Here is a 21,217-nt window from a genome sequence, read left to right on the forward strand (position 1 = left end):
ACATGTCAACGTAATTGACATTACCGGGCGATCCACCTACTGTGGCAGCACGGATCGATGACGATACCCCAGGAGGCCCCGGTGACCGATACCCCGCACGCAGACGTCGTATTCGAGAACGGCTGGATCTACACCGGCACGGACGCGCAGCCCAGACCGGGCGGGATCGCCGTCGCCGACGGTCGCATCCTCAGCACCGACCCCGACGAGGTCGCCCGCCTCGCCGAGACCGCCGCCGAGCGCGTCGACCTCGCCGGCCGCCTGCTGATCCCCGGCTTCCAGGACGCGCACGTGCACCCCGTCAGCGCCGGCATCGAACTGCTGAGCTGCAACCTCACCGAGTGCGACACCGCCGAACAGGCCCTCGCCACCATCGCCGCCTATGCCGAGGCCCACCCCGAGGTCGACTGGATCCTGGGCGCCGGATGGTCGATGGAGTTCTTCCCCGGAGGCACCCCCACCCGGCAGATGCTCGACGCGATCGTGCCCGACCGCCCCGTCTTCCTCGAGAACCGCGATCACCACGGCGCCTGGTTCAACACCCGTGCCGCCGAGCTCGCCGGCGTCGACGCCGCCACGGCCGACCCGGTGGACGGCCGCTTCGAACGCGAAGCCGACGGCACCCCGGCGGGCACCGCCCACGAGGGCGCCATGAGCCTCTTCACCGCCGCCCGCCCCCGCGCCACCCAGCAGAAGGCCTACGACGGCCTGCTCGCAGCGCAGGAGTACCTGCTCTCCTTCGGCATCACCGCCTGGCAGGACGCCGCCGTCGGCGAGTTCATGGGCAGCCCGGACACCGTGCCCGTCTACCACCGCGCCGTCGCCGACGGAACGCTCAAGGTGCGGGTGCGCGGCGCGCAGTGGTGGAACCGCGAAGACGGGGATGCCCAGCTCGCCCCCATTCTCGCCCGCCGCGACGAGGCCGCCGCCGAGTGCGACCCCGAACGCCTCTCGTTGAACTCGGTGAAGGTGATGGTCGACGGCGTCGCCGAGAACTTCACCGCCGCCATGCACGACTGCTACCTCGACCACCACGGCCACGCCACCGACAACCGCGGCATCTCGTTCTTCGACCCGCGCCAGATGGCCGACTTCGTCACGGCGCTCGACCGCGAAGGCGTGCAGGTGCACTTCCACGCGCTCGGCGACCGCGCCGTCACCGACGCCCTCGACGCCATCGAGCGGGCGCGCGCGGTGAACGGTCCCGGCGACAATCGCCACCACCTCGCCCACCTGCAGGTCGTGCGCTCCGAGGACGTGGCCCGCTTCGCCCCGCTCGGCGCGACCGCCAACATGCAGGCCCTCTGGGCGTGCCACGAGGACCAGCTCGACGAGCTCACCCTCCCGTTCCTGGCCGGGGACGCCGAAGCGCACCACTACCCCTTCGGCGAACTCGCGGCAGCCGGGGCCGCTCTCGCGGCCGGGAGCGACTGGCCGGTCTCCAGCCCGGATCCGCTCCAGGCCATCCACGTCGCCGTGAACCGCGTCGCCCACGGCGAGCAGCGCCCGCCCCTCGGCGCCGAGCACCAGAAGCTCACCCTCGCGCAAGCCCTCGACGCGTACACGCAGGGCACCGCCCGCATCAACCACCTCGACCACGCCACCGGCCGCCTCCTCCCCGGCTACTACGCCGACCTCGCCATCATCGATCGCAACCTCTTCGAGCTGCCCGCGGAGCAGATCGGCAGCGCCGCCGTCGACGAGACCTGGGTCGGCGGCGAGCGCGTCTACTCCCGACCCGCGGCGCACGGCGCTGCGGCGCACGGCGCTGCGGCCGCCCCGAGGGGGGCCGCCGCGTGACGGTTCGGATCCGCCGGGCAGGCCGCGCCGCCCGCAGCCGCCGCATCATCGCCGTCATCGGGGCCGGCGCCCTGGCCGTCGGCGCCCTCGCGGGGTGCGGACAGAGCGCCGCCGCGCGCAACGCCGGCACCTTCGAGCTCACGGCGCACACGCCGGCGCCCGCCGGCGATATCGACTCGTTCACCTGGGCCCTCTCGACCGAGCCCTACTCGCTCGACCCCGCCTACGCCTTCGACTACGCCGACAACACGGTGCTCGCGAACGTGTGCGAGTCGCTGCTGCGCTGGAACTCCGAACTGTCGCAATCGCCCGGCCTCGCCACCGGCGTCGACCATCCCGACCCCCTCAGCTGGGTCTACACGATCCGAGAGGGCGTGAAGTTCCACGACGGCACCACGATGACCCCGAATGACGTCGTCGTCTCGCTGGGCCGCCACCTCGACCCCGAGGTCGCCTCGTTCTGGTACGACTCCTTCAAGAACGTCGAGTCCATCGAGCAGACCGGCGAGCACGAGGTCACCGTACGCACGATCGTGCCCGACTCGCAGTTCAACCAGCTCATGTCGGCAGCGCCCGGCGTGATCCAGTCGGCCGCGACCACCGAGGCCGCCGGCCCCGACTACGGCAACCAGTCGACCGGGGTCAACTGCACCGGGCTGTTCTCCTTCGGCGAGTGGCGCTCAGGCGAGTCCATCACCCTCGACCGCTTCGACGACTACTGGGATCCCGAGCTGCGGGCGAAGGCCGAGCAGATGACGTTCGTGATCCTCAACGATGCGAACGCCCGCGTCAACGCTCTGCAGACCGGCGAGATCGACGGCGCCTGGACCATCCCCTACAACGCGATCGACGTGCTGCGGGCGAGCGACACCGGGTCCGTCTACTTCGGCACCAACACGACCGTGCAGAGCCTCGTCGTGTCGAACCTGGAGGGCCCGCTCGGCGACGTGCGCGTGCGCCAGGCCCTCACGATGGCACTGGACCGCGAGGCACTGGTGCGCGCCGCGGTGCAGGGCTACGGCACCGCCACGAACGCCCTCACCTCGGAATCGGTGTGGATGAACGGCGACCCCGAGGCCACCCGCCTCGCGTTCGACGAGCTGCCCTCCCACGACTACGACCTGGACGCCGCGCGCGAGCTGATCAAGGAGGCCGGCGCGGAGGGCGCGAAGATCACCTACGTGACCGCCCCGCTCGACTCGTCGTTCGACGTGATCTCCCAGGCGGTCGCCTCCGCGGGCCGCGAGATCGGCCTCGACATCGAGATCGAGACCCGCACCCCGAACGCCTACACCCTGCTCTTCTCGGATCCCTCCGCGATCGAGGGCGTCGACCTGTTCGCCACCACCTGGTACCTGTCAAGCACCGATCCGCTCGAGATGTACGCGGTGCTGCGCACCGGCGAGTTCTCGAACTACGGGCAGTGGTCGAACCCCGAGTTCGACGACGTGGTGAACCGGGCGCTGCAGACCATCGACGACGGGGAGCGGTCCTTCCTGTCGGCCGAAGCGCAGCAGCTCGCCAGCGAGGAACTGCCCTGGATCCCGCTGATCGACCTGCCGACCACGCTGTGGCTGGGCGAGCGGATCACGGGCGTCGACCCGTCCATCTCCTACATGTACTACCCCTGGGCCGCGACGATCGGAAGGGCCGAGTGATGAGCGAAACCGCAACGGGGGCTCCGCAGACGCGGGCCGTGCGCCTGCAGGAGAACGAACGACGCAGCGGATCGGGCCGAGGGGCGCGCACCGCGCGCTTCATCGCCGGCCGCATCGTCGGTCTCGTCGCGACGCTGTTCGCCGCGTCGCTCGTGGTGTTCTTCTCCCGCTTCGTCGTGCCGGGCGACCCCGCCCGCTTCCTGCTGCGCGGGCGCAGCCCGAGCCCCGAGGCCATCGCCGAGGTGACGCGCCAGTACGGGCTCGACAAGTCGCCCGTCGAGCAGTACCTCAGCTGGATCGGCGGCGTGCTGCGCGGCGACTTCGGCCGTTCGCTCCAGTACCGCGACGACGTCTCGCACGTGCTCCTGCAGCGCCTCCCGGTCACCCTCGAGCTGGTGGCGATGGCCGCGGTGATCATCACCGTGCTGGGGCTCGCGGCGGGCATCTGGGCGAGCCTGCGGCGCGGACGGTTCGCGGATCGCGCGATCCTCATCACCTCCACCGCCCTGGGCGCGGTGCCGTCGTTCGTCATCGCGATCCTGCTCATCGCCGTCTTCTCGGTGCAGCTGGGCTGGTTCCCGTCGTTCGGCAGCGGCCACGAGGGGATCGACCGCTTCGTGCACCTCGTGCTGCCGGCCTTCGCGCTCGGCCTCGCCTTCGTGGCGCTCGTCGCACGGGTCACCCGCTCCTCGATGAACGAGCAGTTCGTGCGCGAGCACGTCGAGGTGGCCACGAGCCGCGGCCTCACGAAGTCGTCGGTCGTGCTGCGGCACGTGCTGCGCAACGCGATCAGCCCGATCCTGCTCGTCAGCGGCGTGCTCGTCGCCGGCCTGCTCGTGTCGAGCGCGATCGTGGAGCAGACCTTCGGCCTCGCGGGCATCGGCTCGCTGCTCGTGCAGTCGGTCGACCGTCTCGACTTCCCGGTCGTGCAGGCGATCGTGCTCGTCGTGGTGGTCGCCTTCGTCACGGTCAACACCATCGTCGACCTCATCCAACCGCTGATCGATCCGCGCATAGCCGCGGGAACGGAGACCCGATGAGCACCGCAACCAGCCCCTCGAGCCCCGCAGCGGCGCCCGTGCCGCCCGACGGCACCCGCGCACTCACCGTGCCCGTCGCGGTGAAGCGGCGCGGCCTGTTCACAGTGACCGGGCGGATCGCGGTCGTCTTCGTCGCGGTGGTCGTGCTGGCCGCAGCGCTCGCGCCGGTCATCGCGCCCTACGACCCCGACCACGTCGACCTGCAGAACATCCTCGCCGGCCCCAGCTGGGCGCACTGGCTCGGCACCGACGCGCTCGGCCGAGACCTGCTCACCCGTCTCATGTTCGGCGCGCGCACCTCGCTGATCGGCCCGCTCATCGTCGTGCTCGGCTCGACCGTGCTCGGGCTGGTGCTCGGCCTCGTCGCAGCCTGGCGCGGCGGCTGGCTCGACGCCGTGCTCTCGCGGGTGTTCGACTTCCTGTTCTCATTCCCGGCCATGCTGCTCGCGATGCTCGGCGTCGCACTGTTCGGGAAGGGGCTCTTCGCGCCCGTGCTCGCGATGACGATCGCCTATGTGCCCTACGTGGCGCGGCTCACGCGCGGTCTCATCATCACCGAGCGCACCCGCCCCTACGTGCAGGCGTACCGGGTGCTGGGCTTCCGCAGCTCGTGGATCGCCTTCACCCGGGTGCTGCCGAACGTCGTGCCCACCGTCGGCGCGCAGTCCACCCTCAACTTCGGCTACGTGCTCGCCGACCTCGCCGCCCTGTCGTTCATCGGCCTCGGCGTGCAGGCGCCCACCGCCGACTGGGGCTCCATGATCAACGAGAGCCGCGGCGCGCTCATGAGCGGTGCGCTGCTTCCCACCTTCGTGCCCGCCGCCGTGGTGGTGCTCGTGGTCGTCGCCATCAACGTGATCGGCGAGGAACTGTCCGACCGAATCGGAGGCAACTTCTCATGACCGCTGCATCTCACCCCCGCACGGGCGGCGCTGCCGCCGCGCCCGGCGCAGGCGATCCGCTGCTGCAGATCGACGACCTCACCCTGCGCGTCCCCAGCCGCGGCCCCCTGCTGCACGGCGTCTCCCTCGCGGTCGGGGCCGGCGAGTCGGTGGCGCTCGTCGGCGAGTCAGGATCGGGCAAGTCGCTCACCACCCGCGCCGCTCTGGGCCTGTTCCCCGAGCACGCGACGCTCACCGGCTCGGTGCGCGTCGCGGGGATCGACGCCGTCACCGCGACGCCCGCCGAGCTGCGGGCCATCCGCCGCACCCGCGCGTCGATGATCTTCCAGGATCCGCGTTCCGGCATCAACCCCGTGCGCACCCTCGGCGACTTCCTCACCGAGACGCTCGTGCGCTGGCACGGACTCAGTCGCGGCGATGCTGCGGCGAAGGCCGTCGCACAGCTCGAACAGGTGGGGCTGCCGCGCGCTTCTGCCTTGCTGGAGCAGTACCCGCACCAGCTGTCGGGCGGCATGCTGCAGCGCGTGATGATCGCGGCCGCGCTGCTCGACGAGCCCGAGCTGCTGCTCTGCGACGAACCCACGACAGCGCTCGACGTCACCACGCAGGCCGGCATCGTCGAGCTGCTGCGCGAGCAGCAGCAGGCCCGCGGCATGGGCATGCTCTTCATCACGCACGACCTCGGACTCGCGGCCTCGCTCTGCGAGCGGGTGGTCGTGCTGCGCGGCGGCCTCGTCGTCGAGGAGGGCGCCACCGAGGCGGTGTTCCGCGACCCGCAGGAGGCGTACACTCGGCAGCTGCTCGCCGCGACGCCGCGCATCGAGCTCGACCGCTTCGGGGGTGCGCTTCCGGTGGCCGCGCAGCCCGCCGCCGCAGCGTCTTCTGCAGCCCAGCCCGCCGCGATCCGCGCCGAGGGCATCTCGAAGCGCTATCGCATCCCGGGTCGCGACGACGTCCTCGCACTCTCCGAGGTGGGCTTCGAGCTGGCCCGGGGCGGCTCGCTCGGCATCGTGGGCGAATCGGGATCGGGCAAGTCGACGCTCGCCCGCATCATCGTCGGCCTCGAGGAGCCGAGCACGGGAACGCTCGCGGTCGATGGGGGCGTGCGCCCGCAGCGCCCGCTCAACGCGGCGGAGCGGCGCGCGCTCGCCGCGCACACGCAGATGGTGTTCCAGGATCCGTATCTCTCGCTCGACCCTCGCATCGCCGTGGGCCGCGCCGTCGCCGACGTGGTGCGCCTGCACCGGGGCGCCTCGCGCGCTGAGGCGGAGCGGGAGGCCGGCGCGCTGCTCGACCGGGTGGGCATCCGCCCCGAGCAGCTGGCGTCACGGCCCAGGGGTCTCTCGGGCGGTCAGCGGCAGCGCGTCGCCCTCGCGAAGGCGCTGGCGGCCCAGCCGAGCATGCTCGTGCTCGACGAGGCGACGAGCGCCCTCGACGTGTCGGTGCAGGCGCAGGTGCTCGAACTCGTCGAGGAGGTGCGCGAGCAGTTCGGTCTCACGATCGTGTTCGTGAGCCACGACCTCGCCGTGGTGTCCCGCGTGTGCGAGGAGACGATCGTGATGCAGCGCGGGCGGGTCGTCGAGCACGGACGCACCGCGCAGATCCTCGGCGAGCCCCGCGAAGAGTACACCCGCAGGCTCATCGCCTCACGGCCCGAACCGCTCTGGGAGCAGGCCGCGTAGTCGCGGCGGAACGGCGATGGCCGGGGCGGATCGGATCCGCCCCGGCCATCTTCGTTTCGGCTGCGCTGTCTGTGCGTTGCCCGTCGGCGCTTCGCCGCCCGGCTTCGGTCAGCTCTTCGGGATCGGGGGCCCCATCCAGAGCAGCAGCGAGAACACCGCCGTCACCCCGGCGGCGAGGATCACGAGCGACCACCAGGGATGCCGCAGCACCCACGCCTGCACCCGCTCGATGAAGTTGCGCGGCTGCTCGCCGCCCGCGCCGAGGCGCCAGCTGCGCCCGAGCTTGCCGCGATGATCCATGACCAGCTCGAACGGCAGCGTCGCGAACGGCACCACCGCGGTGACGAGGCCGAGCACGCCCGTGCCGAACGACCATCGATCGTTCACCCACACGAACACGGTGATCACGCAGTACGACAGGAACACGAAGCCGTGCACCCCGCCCGCCGGGGCGACGAGGGCCTCGGAGACGCCGGTGCCCCGCAGCACCAGTGCGGTGATGAGCCCCGCCCAGGTCACGAGTTCGGCGAACGCGAAGATGCGGAAGAGGAGGCGCGGCGACATGCCTCCCAGGGTATCGAGATGCGGCTGGGAGAGTGGGCTCAGCGCGTGATCGACTGGTACGCCTGCAGGGCTTCGGCTCGGGAGGTCTTGAGGTCGAGGATGCGGGGGAGACCGGCACTGTACGGCGCCCACCGGTCGACGTAGCGGCTCTCGGGGTCGAACTTCTTCTGCTGCAGGTCGGGGTTGAAGACACGGAAGTAGGGGGCCGCGTCTGCCCCGCACCCGGCGACCCACTGCCAGTTGAACGGGTTGCTGGCTTCGTCGGCGTCGACCAGCGTGTCCCAGAACCACGCCTCCCCGATGCGCCAGTCGAAGCGAAGGTTCTTGGTCAGGAGCGAAGCGACGACCATTCTCACCCGATTGTGCATGAATCCGGTCTGCCAGAGCTCCTGCATGCCGGCATCCACGATGCCGAAGCCGGTGCGGCCTTGTTGCCAGGCGCGGAGCTCATCTGCGACGACCGTGCGCCAGGGGAACCCCTCGAACCGGGGATCGAGGCTCCGCGACTCGAGCGGGCCGAAATGATAGGCGGTGTGCTTCGCGAATTCGCGCCACCCGAGCTCCGAGAGGAACAGTCCGACATCGCCGCCGGCACGCAGCGCCTCATGCCAGACCTGCCGCGGACTGATCTCTCCCCAGCGCAGATGCGGTGACAGCTCCGAACCGGTGCGCTCCGCCGGGAAGTCGCGGCGCGCGTAGTGCTGCGTTCCATCTGCGAGAAACGCTGTGAGCTTGTCACGGGCCGCGCTCTCGCCGGGGGTCCAGCGCTCCGCGATCCCCCTGGACCAGTCCGGTGCGTGCGGCAACAGCCCCCAGGATTCCAGCGCGTCGCCGTCGACGCTGGCAGCGGCCGCGGTGAGCGTTTCGGGTGGGTCGAGGGGTGCCGCCGGCGGCAGACCGGAGGTGCAGGCGCGCCAGAACGCCGAGTACACCCGGTACGGGTTCCCCTCTCCGTTGGCGATGCGCCACGGTTCGAAGAGCAGGTCGCCCGGGGTGGAGTGCGCCTCCACACCGGCCTCTCTCAAGGCCGCCTTGATGTTGGCGTCATGCGCCCGCGCCCCGCTGTAGCGCCGGTTCCACAGCACCCGGTCGGCGCCGGATTCGCGTGCCACCGCCGGAACCACGGTCTCGGCCACACCGCGCCGAAGCACCAGCTCGATGCCGTGCCGTTCGAGCGAGTTTCGCAGCGAGACAAGTGAGTGGTGCAGCCACCACCGTGCAGCAGCGCCGAGGGGCCGCACATGCTCGGATGCGTCTTCCAGCACGTAGAGCACGATCAGACCATCAGGGTCTTGGGCGGCAGCGGTGAGCGCCGGGTGATCGGCGAGCCGCAGGTCATCGCGAAGCCACACGAGCGTTGTCATCGCTTCAGGGTAGCGTTGAGAGCCGACGACCCGCGGAAGCCGCTCGTCGCTGCGAGGAGGTCCGGGGCATGGTGCAGATCACAGTCGAGGCCGCGCTCGGGTGTTCGGCTGATGCCGCGTGGCGGGCGGCGCACTCCCCTGCCGCGGCCGCGCAGCTCTACCGGCCGCTCCTGCAGATGCGGCCCCGAGGGAGCGAGCGGTTCCCTGCGGCGTTCAAGACGGGCAGCCGCATCGATGTCGCGTTGCGCATCTTCGGGGCGTTCCCGGCGGGTACGCAGCGCATAGCGATCGAGGATCTCGTTGCGCGCGGGGCCGGATCGCAGGCGAGAACCATGCGGGACGCAGGGCGACCGCTCTCGGGCCCCCTCGCACTGATCAGCTCCTGGAATCACGAGATCACGATCATCCCGGCAGGCCCGCGCTCCGCGGTATGGCGCGACGAACTCACGATCGGCGGATGGTTCTCACCGCTGGCCGCCGCCGTGCTCTGGCCGATGTGGCGCTGGCGCGCGCTGAAGCTACGGCGGCTCGCGCAGGGGTGGGCGTAGGTCTTATTGGCGGTGGATCGGGCGGGAGGCGACCACCGCGGCGGCGAGGAACAGAGCGGAACGTGACGCTCATGGTGTGCTGCCAGCTCGGGAACATCCACGCTACGCGTGGAGCAGAGACTTTCTGATCAGGAGGTTTCGCCCGGGTTCAGAAAGTTGCGATGGTTTTGCATACGGCGATGGGCACCCTCAACGGGATGCCGCTCGCCGCCCCGGCGGGGCGGCGAGCACGGATCAGAAGTCCCAGTTTTGACAAGAGGCGCGGAATCATGCGGTTTTCTGAGCCCGTCACTACCTGTATGCCACCTGCGTGCCACTCGCGTCGGAACCTGGTTCCGTTCGCCTGAGCGAACCGGTGACACACTACGAAGTTTACTCGTCATTGCTCGCGGGCGCGGGGTTCTTTGTCGCAGGGACGCCCTTCTTGCGGTCGCCGCGGCGTGCCTGCACAGCTTCTAGTATGCGAGCCTTTGCTAGCTTAAGAAGGCTGACCGGCCCGAGCACGAGGAACACGGTTCCCATGACGAGGCACCACAGCATCGGCAAGCTGAGCCAGGCGTCACCGCCTTGCTCGATGAGCCCTTTGAGGAAGTTCGCGAGGAAGTAGTACGGGGCGGCGACGAGCATCGCGGGCGTGCCCCACTTCAATCCGTCGCGACGGAGGATGCGAGAGATGAGCCGAGGGCCGGGTGCGTACCTCGCGAGGAAGTAGTAGCAGCGGACGACGCCGGAGAAGATGGTCGAGAGCATGAGGACAGCCCTTTCAGATCACTCGGCAGTGAGTCATTTGAAAAGGGCTTCCCGTTCCCGGGTGGCCGTGCCACTACATCCGATAGCGGCGAACGTTTTGTAGAGACTGCCTACGCCTCCACTGTACGTCGGCCAGCGCGGAAGCGGAACCCTCGTCACTGGCCGCCGCCTGGCGATGGTGAAGACGAGAGCGCACCCAGTAGGAGGCGCTACGTTGCGCTGAAGACACATCACCGAACAGACCGAGCGTGGAGATGCGACGATGGACTTCCAAGAAGCGGCAGCGATCGTCACCGCTGATCAGAACCAGAACGACTGGGGCGACGAACCGCCGATGACCCAGGCAGAGGCCATCGAGCACGTGCGCAACATCATGACGCTGGAAGATGTCGTTGACTACGGCGACGAGAACACCGAGGCATACCGACTTGTGCTGTCCACCTCGCAGCTGCCCGAATAGCACTGCTCCCGATACAGGCGGGGGCACCTGAACGGCGCTCTCGCCTTTGTCATGCACCCGCCGATAATGTGCGGGCATTTCATCAGAGTGACCGTGCGCCCCGTCTGGTGAGCGCGTTCGACGCGGACTTCGGGCGCGCCCGCTGAGTCGTGAGTGCTCGCGCGCGTTGGATCGCTTGCGTGGCGCGGGCCTGGTCGATCTTCTGCGCGAGCCCATCCGGAGCCGGCCCGAGAGCATCGTCACTCGTAATGCCGTATCGGTCACGGTACGCGGCGACCGTGCGCGCATACCGTACCCAGGCCTCCTGCTTGCGTGGATCATCCGGCCGCGCCCCGAGCGCCCGCACCCACGGCGCACCATCTGCCGCGGCTTGCTCAGCGATGGCCGCGGCGCGTTGTTCGATGAGCTGATGCCGTTCCGCGAGCGCCTGCCGCATATCCGGTTCCGTGATGCCGCCAGCGACGGGGATCAGCCCCGCAATCAACCTCGGCACCTGCGCCGCGCGCCCGCTGCTGGCAGGGTGTTCGGTGGCGGTGGCGAGTCGCCAGTGCAGGACGGAGGCGATGTCGTCGGCGTCATCGAAGCCCCGAGCCCTCACCAGGCGTGGGAGAAGCCGGTCAACGTCGTGATGGTTCGCCTCGGCCCGGCGGAGTTCAGCGACGAGGGCGTCGAAAGTATCGGAGTCGAGCACGGCGCCTACTTGGGCGGTGGTGAGGCCAGATGCACGTATGAGGGTGGCCCAGCGGTCGTGTTGAGCTTCGGTGGCGATGGTCTCGTACTCCGCGGCGAGCTGCCGGATCGACCCCCACTTCTCCTGCTCCCGCTCGGTCGTCTCGTGCGCCGACAGCTCCGCACCGGAATGATTGAGCACCCCGAACAGCACCCGCCGTGCGGCCTCCTCCACATCCGAGGCTTCGTGCGGGTGCCGGTGCGCGTCGTCTGGGGTGTCGACGGCGACGTAGGCGTAGTTCCCGTCCCTGCCGCGAGTCATGGCGACGTACAGGTTCTCCCTGGTCATCGACGGCTCGACCAGCACATGCGAAGTGTCAACGGTGACGCCCTGGGCGCGGTAGGCGGTGACGGCGTAGCCGAGGTCGAGGTGCTCGGCGACGTAGTCGGCGGGCAGCACGATCGACCCGCCCCGATCCTGGGCGGCGGGCCGGATCGTCACGGAGCCGTCGCGCCGCACACGGGTGATGGTCCACCGGTTCCCGTTCTGCACCCACGCCGACCGTGAGCGGAGATCCCGGCGGTTATCCCGCGTGATGACGACATCCCCGACCGCGGCGGTCGCGCCGCCGTCGAGGGCGACTTCACCACGGATCGGCTGCACGACCCCCGCGAGGATCAGCTCGGTGCGGGCGCGGAGGTTCAGCGCGGTCATGGATTCGCTGGAATCGGTGACGAGGATCGACGCGACCCCCGCCTCCCGGTCGGCACGCCACGCCTCATACGCCAGGGCGGTCACATCCTCGGTATCGCCGCCGGCGATCCGGCCCGCATCCTGGTAGGTGTCGATCACATCGGTTTGGCCGAGGCGGAGCCCGAGGGATGCGATCTTCTCCCACTCGTTCGTGAACCGGTAGATCGTGGACAGCTCCGGGGTGTCGTCGCGGTCACCCGCGAGGAGCCCAAAGGCGCCGGCGGCTTCGACGGCTTGGAGCTGGGAGTAGTCGCCGACGAGCAGGACTTTCGCGCCGGCTTCTTCGGCGATCTTGGTGATGCGGTCGAGTGAGAGGGTGCCTGCGAGGCTGGCTTCATCGATGATGACGAGCTGCCCTGCCCGGAATGACACCCGGCCCAGGTTGTGGAGCGTCCACCATCGTGCGGTGTTCTCCGTCTTGATGCCGAGGTCGTCGGCGAGGACTTCCGCCGCGACCACCGACGGCGCCAACCCCACCACCGACCCCGCCCCGTGCTCGGCTTCCCACGCGCGGCGGAGTGCGTTCATAGCGGTGGTTTTCCCGGTGCCGGCGGGGCCGACCAGCATGTCGAGCACTCGCCCCGATATGGCGATCTTGGTGAGGGCGTCGGCCTGGTCTGGGCCAAGCATCCGCCCGTCCCGATCCGGGGCGGCCGTGACGCGCTCGATCACCGCGAGCGGCAGCGTCGGCCCAGTCAGGGTGCGGGAGCGTTTCAAGAGCCGTGCTTCCGCTTCCAGGAGTTCGGTCGAGGAGTAAAGGGTCGAGTGGCGGGGCCGGAACGCCGAGGTGCCGTCCGGGCGCTGGAACCGTGCCGGGGTGGAGGCGAGTTCGGGTGGGGTGAGGCGCAGCGAGGCGCGCTCGGCCGCATCGACGACCATGCCGCTGACGGCTTCCCGATCCCGAGTCGTCGCGAACCGATACCCCATCGTCTGCCGTGCGGCCTCGGCGGTGAGGTTCCAGCGGTGCCAGGTCGACCGCTTCGCCCCAACGGCCTCGACCACGGAGAGCGCGATCGCTTCGATCTCATCGAGCGGCACGTCATCCGCCCGCAGCACCCGCATCATCCCCGCCGGGATCGCCTCGCGCGCCCACTCGCCGGCATCCCGGCCGAGCTTCCTGGTGGCGCGCTTGCGCCATTCGGTCGTGAGGTCGGCGAGCGAGCGCACTTTCTTCTCTGGCCGGGTCGTGAGCGTGGCCTGAGCGCGGAGCTTGATGACCGTCGCCGCCGACGGCTGCCGCCCATGCCGCTGCACGTACTCGGCGATCAGGCGATCCTTCTCCGAATCGATCTGATACGAGCGGGTCGAGAACTCGAGCACGAGGTCTTCCGGGACCGTCGCGATCGCCCATGCCGGGTTCCGGCCCCGGCCCCGCTCGCGTGCCTCCCACTCGACGCCGAGAAGCCGGGTGAGATGGTCGGCGATGACCGCCTCGTGCAACTCGGAGAGCGCGACCGTGGCGGCGTGCATAGGGCGGCCGTCGAGCGACCGCCACTTCCCATCAAGCACCGTGCGCACTTTGTTAGAGACCACCACGTGCGTGTGCAGGTGCGGGTCGTTCGCGCGGGAGTCGTAGTGGTCGTAGGCGGTCGCGGCGAGCCCGAAGGTATCGACCTGGGCGACCGCGCCGCCGTCGGCGCCGGTCGAGCCGACACGCGTGGCAGCGACTTCGCGTTCCATGAACTCGATCACTTCCGCGATCGCCGCGTGATGCGCGTCGGCGATCAGCGCTTGCGTGCCCGCGTCGGCGACCGCCCAGAGCACGGAGGCCGACTTCGGCAACGAGAAGGTGTAGTCGTAGCCTGCGACCGCCTTCCGGGTGCCGCGCTTGCGTTCCTCGTTCTCGATCTGCGCGACAGCCTCCGCGCGGGAGGCAGGGCCGAGCTCGGGGTCGAGGGCTTCGACCCGTGCGTCGACGCGCTCTACCGGGGTCGAATAGACCGGGTAGGCCTGCCCGAGCGGATCACCGGTCACGGGATCTCGGCCCATGCCGATGAGGAGCTGCAGTTGTTCCTCCGACACTTCATCGCCGGTCGTGATCTGACCGCCGGCGAGCTGCGCGATCCCGGCGCCGAGCCACCTGCCGGGCGGGGTCCCGGCTTCGGCGTAGTAGCGCGTGAGCGGTGTGGACAGCGAGCGGTCGCAGTCGCCGGTGACGACGGAGCGCAGGAGGTACTTGTAGCCGTCACCGGCGCTCATCACCCGCATCGAGACCGTCACAGAAGACAGGTGCGAAGCCAAGTCCTGCGCGCCTTTGCCTACGATTCGTAGCCTATGTGTATACAGCAGAACAGGGGTATCACATGTGGCGCTAAGGAGGCTGTGTCGGAGTGGCGAGACCGGGGTGCGAAAGCAGTCGCTGAGGCTTGGAGGTTCAGGGTGTGAGGGCTCCTTCGATATCGGTCAGGGGCTCGATAGTGCGGGCAGGATGATCGTGGCGTCGTCGTCGAGTGCAACGATGCCGCGTTCGTCGACGAGGATGACGTCTCCGGCCGGGGAGAGCCCCAATGCTTCGACGGTGCCCGTCGCTGATCCGATTGCCTTCCACTCGCCCTTACCGACTCGCTGCCAGATCTGTCCGTCGGTGCCGACCCCGACGACTGTGTCTCCGGCAGCTTCGAGCAGGTACTGCAGCGGCGCATCTCCGAGTGGCGTGAACGATGCCCCGCCGTCGGTGCTGGTGCGCACGCCCTCAGGGGTGGCCGCGTAGATCGTGCCATCTGTGGTTACAGCGAGATCAACGGCGTCGAGCTCGGTGCGGGACTCCCAAGTGGTCCCCAGGTCGTTGCTGACTCGCAGCGCGGGGCTGGTTGATCCGATGCCGTAGAGCTGACCGTCCGGGCTGGCAGTGAGGACGTGGAAGTCCTCATCGTTGGTGAAGGCGACCGGGTGCCACTTCTTCCCGGTGTCGTCGCTGCGGATAATGCCGAGATTCGGGGAGCCCAGCTCCGTCGGGGTTTCAAGGCCTGGGTGCCCGGAAGCGATCAGCGCGCCTTGGGTGTCGGTGAGTCCCATTAGATCGAAGTCGTAGTCGCCGAGTGGGCCGTCCACTGCACCGTCCTCGTCCACGCGGTAGAGGCCGGTATGGGTGCCGACGAGGAGGGTTCCCCCGGCTTCTGGGATCACGGCATGAATATGGCCGAAGGTTGGCGGTGGCGAGGATGCTGGCGCAGCGGGAGCGACAGCGGCGCAGCCGGTCAGCACGATGGCGAGGGCAGCCGTCGCCGCGGTGACGAGCAGCCGCCCGCGCAGGCGGGGCGTGCTGGAGAGGAGAGATGCGGGCATTGGATCATCTTTCTGTGGGACGCGGGCGGGCGGCCCGGTCAACGGAGAGGATGCAGGGGGCACTGGGGAGCGGTGCGAGCTGCGAGGATGCGGGCGGGGTCCCCGCTCCTGCGTGGGCGGGGACCCGGGTCAAGGCCGGAATCAGAGGCTGTTCAGGAGCTCCTGCATCGTGGTGATCTCTGCGCTCTGGTCGTCGATGACCTGCTGCGCAAGCTCGAGCACGTCCGGGTTCTTGCCGCCATCGAGGGCGGACTGGGCCATCTCGATCGCGCCGGTGTGGTGCTCGATCATGCCTTCGAGGAACAGGCGCGTCGCCTCGGTTCCGGTGGCTGATTCGAAGGCGGTCATACTGTCTTCCGACATCATGCCGCCGCCGTGATCCATGCCGCCCGTCGACGAATCATCGGCGGAGACGCCCCAATTGTCGAGCCAGGCCTGCATAGTCTTGATCTCGGGCCCCTGGGCGTCCTTGATCTGCTGCGCGAGGGCAACCACCCGTTCGTCGATGCCGTCCTTGGCGAGCAGCATGTCGGCCATCTCGATCGCCTGCTCGTGGTGCGGGATCATCATCGTCACGAACATCTGGTCGGCTGCATTGAACTGCGCTGCGGACTCAGTCGGCGTCTTAGAAGCGGTGGATCCGTGATCCATGCCGGCCATCCCGTCCGACGTTCCGCTCGGGGAGCAGCCGGCCAGCAGGAGGGCGGTGGACAGCGCGGCCGAAGCCAGCGCAAGCGTGCGAATACGCATCAGTATGCGTCCTTTCATTCAGTCAACAAAGTCAGAGAATCGCGCCCCGGGCAGGGCGCAGCCGTGCTCCAGCCGAGGCCGGAGCGGGCGCGAATCAGGTGCGACTGATCGACAGAACGAGAAGAGACGGCGGCCGTGGTCGCGGCAACACAGTGCCCGCAAGTGGCAGGGAGCGGATCGCGAGGACGAGGGAGCGCCAGGAGTGCTCCAGCACGAGCGGAATGAGTAGCAGCACGACGCCCGCCAACAGAGCGAGTACACACCCCACCATCAGAGCGGCATGACCAGGCGCCGGATCTTCACACGAGTTGGGACACTGCGCATCTCCCGGTGCCACATCCGGTGCGGCCATTGTGCCGGATGCGTGCGCCCCCGCTAACGTGCCCAAGCTGCCGCCCATGCCGACATCCGCGGCTTCGTGATCGCTCGTGATAAGCGCGACGGGGGATCTCGTGTCGTGGCCGCCGTGTCCGGCCGAGCTGCTCAGGACATGCATACCGAAGATTCCTGCCAGCACCAGAGCGAGCAGACTGAAGGAAACTAGGCGTCGGCGAGGCGAGTCTCTGTGCGGCGTTCCACCACAGGTCAGCATCGCCGCCTCCTCTCCTTTGCCGCGCACCGCACCCGCAGATCGCTGGAGCGTCCTAGTTCTACGCTAGGGCATTCCGGGAGACACAGGCTGGGAGCCGCGACCCCCAGGAGGATCGCAGGGCATGCCTGTGAGGGGCAGCTGGCGACGGCTCAGGCGAGCATGATACGGTAACAAAACCATAACGAAAGGGGCTGGTGTGCGAGATGCGGTGAACCGTGCGACCACGCGCCCCTTTATCCAGAGCGCCGGAACGGTCTTCGCGATCGTGCTGATGCTCATCTTTGGCCTGGTGGCGATGCACTCCCTGTCCGGCAACGCTACAGCGCGCGACGCGCTCGTGCCCGCGGGCACAGCTACCGCCAGCGACACAGTACGCGCGGCCGACGCGCTAACCTTAGACGGCTCAGTGAGCGGAGCGTCCGCTGGCTGTGACGCGAGCTGCGCGCACGGCACAGTTCCTGATCACGGGCACCTGAGCATGCTCATGCTGTGCATGCTGGCCCTGTTGACCGGAGTGCTCTTCCTGCTCAGGCCCGCCCTGTTCCGTCTCTCCCGCGCCGCCGCACAGTCCGCCGGCTGGCTGAACCGCGCACTTCCCGCGCCTCCGGCGGCCCGTCCGCCGTCGTTGTTCGCACTGTCGATCAGCCGCACTTGAACTAGGATCTCGGCACGAGCCTGCCCGCGCACCCCGGCACTGAGCCGCGACGAGCGGTGCGGCTGATCGACTGACGCCCGGCCTTCTCCGGGATCAACCGGGCCGGACGCCGACCCTGGCCGAGGGCCTGCACGCAGCGTGTGCCTGGCGCGCGTCGCTGCCCGGCCGTCGTCCTCCAAGCGTCTCGCTAAGGCGCGCAGTTCGATCACGCCCACCCCGCCGGTGCGTGTGCCTGTCGCTCATGCGCCCGAGTGACTGCGGCTTCCCTGTCGCAGCTTCGAACCCTTCGCTTCCCTGGCCACCGACTCACGGAACAGTTATGCATACCCGTCGAAACCCATTCAAGAACCCCGTCGTCTTCATTCCCAGCACCCTCGCCCTGAGTATCGCGGTCGCGATCGGCAACTACTACGTCATCGGAGGGCTCTTCGCGTGAACGGCCAGCAGATCTATCTCACCCCTATGCCGTCGTTCGACTTCCTCACTGACGGCACTGGCGGCGGCACCCCACCCCAACAGCGGGCACGGCGCAGCCTCATGGCCACCGCGACGGCGGTGCTGAGCGTGGCTGGCATGATGAGCCCCGTCGCCTTCCCCGCCCCGTTCGCCCCAGTGTCCGCGGCGGCCGCCGCCGAGCTCCCCGCGCAGCAGCTCGTCGGCGCGCCCGCCGCAATCGGCGCCGAGACGTTCAATGCGATCGGTGCGGTCGAAGTTCAGGCCGCCCCCGTCGCACCGCGACGCGTGAACACCGAGCAGGGCCTCGTCGATCCGGATCAGCTGACGGATACGAAGCTGCGCTACCCCTTCGATCAGACCATGCCCCTCACCGACGGTTTCGGATATCGCACTGCTCCCGTGGCGCAGTTCCACGATGCCCAGGACATCGCTGCCGCCAACGGCACCCCGATTCGTATTATCGGCGACGGGGTAGTCGTGGAAGCGGGCTGGGCGAGCGACGGCTGCGGGTTCTCGCTCAAGGTGCAGCATCTCGTCGACGGGCAAGACCTCACCAGTCGCTACTGCCACATGGAGGGCGAGTCCCATGCCTATCAGGTCGGCGATCGGGTGAGTATCGGCGATGAGGCGGGGCGCGTGGGCAACACCGGTATGTCTTTCGGTGCGCATTTGCATCTCGCGCTGCGCTTGAACGGTGAGCCGATCGACCCGCTCCCCTTCATCGAAGCGAACGCGCAATGACCCCCGCACCGCACAAACCATCCTCGACCACGGGAAGACCACTGATGACCGGCTCTTTGAATCGCCGCCAGTTCCTCGCCGCCGGCACGCTGACGCTTGCCGCGATGGGCTTGGCCGCCTGCACCCCGAGGCAGAGCTCTGCGTTCCTCTCGCCCACGGCGGACGCGGTCGATGCGGCCGAGGCGAGCCGACTGACCACGGGTCAGACAGTCACACGCACGCTCTCTGCTGAGCCGGTCACCCTGGATCTCGGCGGGAAGACCGTCAAGACCTGGGGATACCGGGGTGTGACGGCTGCGGAGCCGATCCGCGGCAACGTCGGCGATCTGCTCCGTGTCACCCTCACCAATGACCTCCCCGATCCGACGACCGTGCATTGGCACGGCCTCGCTCTGCGCAACGACATGGACGGGGTGCCGGGTCTCACGCAGCCTGCCATCGCGGCTGGCGACACGTTCACCTATGAGTTCGCGTTGCCGCACGCGGGCACCTACTGGTTCCACCCCCATGTCGGCACGCAGCTCGACCGGGGTCTATACGCGCCGCTCATCATCGACGACCCCCGGGAGCGGGGCGACTACGACCGGGAATGGGTGATCGTGCTCGACGACTGGCTCGACGGCATCAACGCCACCCCCGACGACGTATTCGCTGAGCTCAGCCGCGGCATGGGCGGGATGGGCGGAATGGATCATGGCGGCATGCCGATGCGGATGGGCAATACCCTCATGGGTGCTACCTCCGACCTCCTCGGCGGCGATGCGGGCGACGTCTACTATCCGCTCTACCTCATCAATGGACGCCCCCAGCTCGATCCTGAAACCTTTACTGCGAAACCCGGGGAACGGATCCGGCTCAGGATCATCAATGCCGGTGGCGACACAGCCTTCCGCTTCGGGGTCACCGGGCATCAGCTTACGATCACCCACACCGACGGGTACCCAGTCGCGCCGCACGAGGCGGAGAGCATCGTGATTGGGATGGGGGAACGCTACGACGCGATCCTCACCGCCGGCGACGGCATGTTCGCCGTCGTCGCCGAGGCGCTCGGCAAAGTCGACCAGGCCCTCGCGATCCTCTCCACAGGGGCCGGCTCCCCGCCCCCGGCAGGCACCACCCTCTCGCAGGCCCGCACCCCCACGATCGCGGCCGACCTGACGGCCGCGGAGGAGGTGGCGCTGGCCCCCAAGCGCGCGGATCGCACGATCGCCCTGGAACTCACGGGCACCATGGAGAAATACGACTGGGCGATCAACGGCACCCGCCTGGACATGGACGACCCCCTCCGCGACGCCCTCGCGATCAGTGAAGGGGAGCGGGTCGCGCTCACCATCACGAACTCGACCACGATGTGGCATCCCATGCATCTGCACGGGCACACCTACCAGCACCCCGATGGCGGCCCTCGCAAGGACACCTCGATCGTGCTTCCCGGCCAGAGCTTCCGCCTCGAGTTCGACGCCGACAATCCTGGCCGGTGGCTCACCCACTGCCACAACCTCTACCACGGCGAAGCCGGGATGATGGCGACTATCGCCTACCAGCAGTAGCCCATCCACAGCGTGAAAGCACACAACCTCATGAAATCTCAGCAGCCAGCCGGCGTCCCCGGCCCCGATTCCGCCTACCGCCGACACCGCCGCTTCGTGCGCCTAGGTCAACTGCTCCTGGCGCTCGGTGCGGTGATCCTCATCGTGCATTGGCTCGCGCACCTCGAAACCTTCGGCCCCGCCCAGCCCGAGGGCTGGGTCGACCTCGTCGCCGGCTACCCGATGGGCGCCCTGTTCCTCCTCGGCGGTGGCGTCCTCGCCGGACGCAAAGCCCCTTGACCTCGCCCCTGCAATACGCGGGCGAGGTCATCTCGCCGACGGCGGGGCGGTGAAGGCCGGCAGCAAGATCGCGTCGATGAACCATGGCGCATCGTCAGGGTCGATCCGGCCCGTGCGCACCTCCTCGGCCGCACCGTTGAGAACGACGTGCGTGGTGGTCAGCAGCCAGGACACCGGCAAGTCGGCGCGGAAGGCACCTTCGCGCTGTCCGCGCAGCAGCAGTCCGCGCATGCGCGCCTCAGCCTTCTCGTGCAGCTCGCGAATGCGGGCGGCGGAGAGTTCCTTCTGTGCCGCGGCCAGCAGGGCACGGGATTGGTCGACGAACATCCAGCTGGAGGCAATGAGTCGCTGGAAGGCCGCACGCGGGTCGCCGTCCAGCGGGATCTGACTGAGCACGTCCTCGGCGCGTTCCAGACTGTCTACCAGTGCGGCCTCAATGAGCTCTGCGCGAGTCTGGAAATGCCCATAAAGGGTCATCCGGCCCACTCCCGCCTCAGCAGCGATGTCGGCGACCGACGCGTCGAGGTTCTTGCGGATCGCGGTCACTGTCGCGGCCAGAATCTTTACCCGGTTGCGCTGCGCGTCGGCGCGCTGGTTAGCCGCCCGGCTCACTGTCGCCGGGCCACGTCGAGCGCCGCCGGTCGGCTGGGCGTTCTTCGTCGCCATGCTCTACCTCACAAGTCGTACTGGAATGTATGAGATATTGTATTCGTTGCAA

At 68.8% G+C, this 21,217-nt stretch carries 18 protein-coding genes; 11 read left to right on the forward strand and 7 right to left on the reverse strand.

The features are described 5' to 3' along the window. Positions 1-57: 57 nt before the first annotated feature. Genes H629_RS0104385 through H629_RS0104405 form a run of 5 tightly spaced genes read left to right on the forward strand, consistent with a single transcriptional unit; the run spans position 58 to position 7,082 of the window. Positions 58-1,800, forward strand: coding sequence for an amidohydrolase (locus H629_RS0104385; RefSeq protein ID WP_051137800.1), 1,743 nt, complete (start codon positions 58-60; stop codon positions 1,798-1,800). Continuing rightward, a complete protein-coding gene (locus H629_RS0104390) occupies positions 1,797-3,458 on the forward strand; it encodes an ABC transporter substrate-binding protein (RefSeq protein WP_024356132.1) in 1,662 nt (553 codons plus the stop codon). The genes H629_RS0104385 and H629_RS0104390 overlap by 4 nt, the downstream gene beginning before the upstream one ends. Further along, positions 3,458-4,498 carry an ABC transporter permease gene (locus tag H629_RS0104395; RefSeq protein WP_024356133.1) on the forward strand — a complete coding sequence of 347 codons (1,041 nt, stop codon included), beginning with the start codon at positions 3,458-3,460 and terminating at the stop codon, positions 4,496-4,498. The genes H629_RS0104390 and H629_RS0104395 overlap by 1 nt, the downstream gene beginning before the upstream one ends. Continuing rightward, the gene (locus H629_RS0104400; protein ID WP_024356134.1) at positions 4,495-5,400 is read left to right on the forward strand and encodes an ABC transporter permease; all 906 of its coding nucleotides are present in this window, start codon (positions 4,495-4,497) and stop codon (positions 5,398-5,400) included. Before H629_RS0104395 ends, H629_RS0104400 begins: the two co-directional genes overlap by 4 nt. Next, entirely contained in the window at positions 5,397-7,082 is a 1,686-nt protein-coding gene (locus H629_RS0104405; RefSeq protein ID WP_024356135.1) for a dipeptide ABC transporter ATP-binding protein, read from the forward strand. Before H629_RS0104400 ends, H629_RS0104405 begins: the two co-directional genes overlap by 4 nt. 108 nt (positions 7,083-7,190) lie before the next feature. Here H629_RS0104405 and H629_RS0104410 read toward each other — a convergent pair whose 3' ends face one another. Both H629_RS0104410 and H629_RS0104415 read right to left on the reverse strand, forming a co-directional pair. Continuing rightward, a complete protein-coding gene (locus H629_RS0104410) occupies positions 7,191-7,646 on the reverse strand; it encodes a DUF3817 domain-containing protein (RefSeq protein ID WP_024356136.1) in 456 nt (151 codons plus the stop codon). A gap of 38 nt (positions 7,647-7,684) precedes the next feature. Beyond that, positions 7,685-9,010: a cryptochrome/photolyase family protein gene (locus H629_RS0104415; RefSeq protein ID WP_024356137.1), complete on the reverse strand. Its 1,326-nt coding sequence runs from the start codon at positions 9,008-9,010 to the stop codon at positions 7,685-7,687. A gap of 68 nt (positions 9,011-9,078) precedes the next feature. Between H629_RS0104415 and H629_RS0104420 the strand changes: the two genes are divergently transcribed. Next, positions 9,079-9,558 (forward strand): hypothetical protein, encoded by a 480-nt coding sequence (locus H629_RS0104420; RefSeq protein WP_051137801.1) that lies wholly within the window; start codon positions 9,079-9,081, stop codon positions 9,556-9,558. A gap of 372 nt (positions 9,559-9,930) precedes the next feature. On the opposite strand, the gene H629_RS0104425 is transcribed toward H629_RS0104420, so the two are convergent. Continuing rightward, entirely contained in the window at positions 9,931-10,308 is a 378-nt protein-coding gene (locus tag H629_RS0104425; protein ID WP_017882584.1) for a hypothetical protein, read from the reverse strand. Positions 10,309-10,570: 262 nt separating this feature from the next. Between H629_RS0104425 and H629_RS0104430 the strand changes: the two genes are divergently transcribed. Continuing rightward, entirely contained in the window at positions 10,571-10,768 is a 198-nt protein-coding gene (locus H629_RS0104430) for a hypothetical protein (protein WP_017882583.1), read from the forward strand. 82 nt (positions 10,769-10,850) lie between these two features. Here the strand turns inward: H629_RS0104430 and mobF are convergent, their stop codons facing one another. From mobF to H629_RS0104445, 3 genes are all read right to left on the reverse strand, one after another. Further along, complete coding sequence (gene mobF / locus H629_RS0104435) at positions 10,851-14,399, reverse strand: MobF family relaxase (protein WP_476738431.1); 3,549 nt, start codon at positions 14,397-14,399, stop codon at positions 10,851-10,853. Between the two features lie 195 nt (positions 14,400-14,594). Then, entirely contained in the window at positions 14,595-15,476 is an 882-nt protein-coding gene (locus H629_RS0104440) for a sialidase family protein (protein WP_024356140.1), read from the reverse strand. Between the two features lie 141 nt (positions 15,477-15,617). Further along, positions 15,618-16,226, reverse strand: coding sequence for a DUF305 domain-containing protein (locus H629_RS0104445; protein ID WP_024356141.1), 609 nt, complete (start codon positions 16,224-16,226; stop codon positions 15,618-15,620). Between the two features lie 788 nt (positions 16,227-17,014). Here H629_RS0104445 and H629_RS0104450 point away from each other — a divergent pair. From H629_RS0104450 to H629_RS0104470, 4 genes are all read left to right on the forward strand, one after another. Next, a complete protein-coding gene (locus H629_RS0104450) occupies positions 17,015-17,473 on the forward strand; it encodes a DUF6153 family protein (RefSeq protein ID WP_152424142.1) in 459 nt (152 codons plus the stop codon). Between the two features lie 432 nt (positions 17,474-17,905). Next, positions 17,906-18,670, forward strand: a complete 765-nt coding sequence (locus H629_RS15545) for a M23 family metallopeptidase (RefSeq protein WP_238560272.1) — start codon at positions 17,906-17,908, stop codon at positions 18,668-18,670. 44 nt (positions 18,671-18,714) lie between these two features. Continuing rightward, a complete protein-coding gene (locus H629_RS0104465; RefSeq protein ID WP_017882576.1) occupies positions 18,715-20,220 on the forward strand; it encodes a multicopper oxidase family protein in 1,506 nt (501 codons plus the stop codon). A 30-nt stretch (positions 20,221-20,250) separates the two neighbouring features. Further along, positions 20,251-20,499: a hypothetical protein gene (locus H629_RS0104470; protein WP_017882575.1), complete on the forward strand. Its 249-nt coding sequence runs from the start codon at positions 20,251-20,253 to the stop codon at positions 20,497-20,499. 27 nt (positions 20,500-20,526) lie between these two features. Here H629_RS0104470 and H629_RS0104475 read toward each other — a convergent pair whose 3' ends face one another. Further along, on the reverse strand, positions 20,527-21,165 hold the full coding sequence (locus H629_RS0104475; protein WP_024356142.1) for a TetR/AcrR family transcriptional regulator: 639 nt from the start codon (positions 21,163-21,165) through the stop codon (positions 20,527-20,529). Positions 21,166-21,217 lie beyond the last annotated feature (52 nt).

The sequence above is a fragment of the Leucobacter chironomi DSM 19883 genome (assembly GCF_000421845.1).
Lineage (GTDB): Bacteria > Actinomycetota > Actinomycetes > Actinomycetales > Microbacteriaceae > Leucobacter > Leucobacter chironomi.

Excerpts from the sequence above, each read along its gene's own strand:
- mobF (WP_476738431.1), bottom strand. The coding sequence starts at position 14,399 with ATGCGGGTGATGAGCGCCGGTGACGGCTACAAGTACCTCCTGCGCTCC.
- H629_RS0104420 (WP_051137801.1), top strand. The coding sequence starts at position 9,079 with ATGGTGCAGATCACAGTCGAGGCCGCGCTCGGGTGTTCGGCTGATGCC.
- H629_RS0104415 (WP_024356137.1), bottom strand. The coding sequence starts at position 9,010 with ATGACAACGCTCGTGTGGCTTCGCGATGACCTGCGGCTCGCCGATCAC.
- H629_RS0104395 (WP_024356133.1), top strand. The coding sequence starts at position 3,458 with ATGAGCGAAACCGCAACGGGGGCTCCGCAGACGCGGGCCGTGCGCCTG.
- H629_RS0104405 (WP_024356135.1), top strand. The coding sequence starts at position 5,397 with ATGACCGCTGCATCTCACCCCCGCACGGGCGGCGCTGCCGCCGCGCCC.
- H629_RS0104465 (WP_017882576.1), top strand. The coding sequence starts at position 18,715 with ATGACCGGCTCTTTGAATCGCCGCCAGTTCCTCGCCGCCGGCACGCTG.
- H629_RS0104410 (WP_024356136.1), bottom strand. The coding sequence starts at position 7,646 with ATGTCGCCGCGCCTCCTCTTCCGCATCTTCGCGTTCGCCGAACTCGTG.
- H629_RS0104425 (WP_017882584.1), bottom strand. The coding sequence starts at position 10,308 with ATGCTCTCGACCATCTTCTCCGGCGTCGTCCGCTGCTACTACTTCCTC.
- H629_RS0104430 (WP_017882583.1), top strand. The coding sequence starts at position 10,571 with ATGGACTTCCAAGAAGCGGCAGCGATCGTCACCGCTGATCAGAACCAG.
- H629_RS0104440 (WP_024356140.1), bottom strand. The coding sequence starts at position 15,476 with ATGCCCGCATCTCTCCTCTCCAGCACGCCCCGCCTGCGCGGGCGGCTG.
- H629_RS0104385 (WP_051137800.1), top strand. The coding sequence starts at position 58 with ATGACGATACCCCAGGAGGCCCCGGTGACCGATACCCCGCACGCAGAC.
- H629_RS0104445 (WP_024356141.1), bottom strand. The coding sequence starts at position 16,226 with ATGCGTATTCGCACGCTTGCGCTGGCTTCGGCCGCGCTGTCCACCGCC.
- H629_RS0104475 (WP_024356142.1), bottom strand. The coding sequence starts at position 21,165 with ATGGCGACGAAGAACGCCCAGCCGACCGGCGGCGCTCGACGTGGCCCG.
- H629_RS0104470 (WP_017882575.1), top strand. The coding sequence starts at position 20,251 with ATGAAATCTCAGCAGCCAGCCGGCGTCCCCGGCCCCGATTCCGCCTAC.
- H629_RS0104400 (WP_024356134.1), top strand. The coding sequence starts at position 4,495 with ATGAGCACCGCAACCAGCCCCTCGAGCCCCGCAGCGGCGCCCGTGCCG.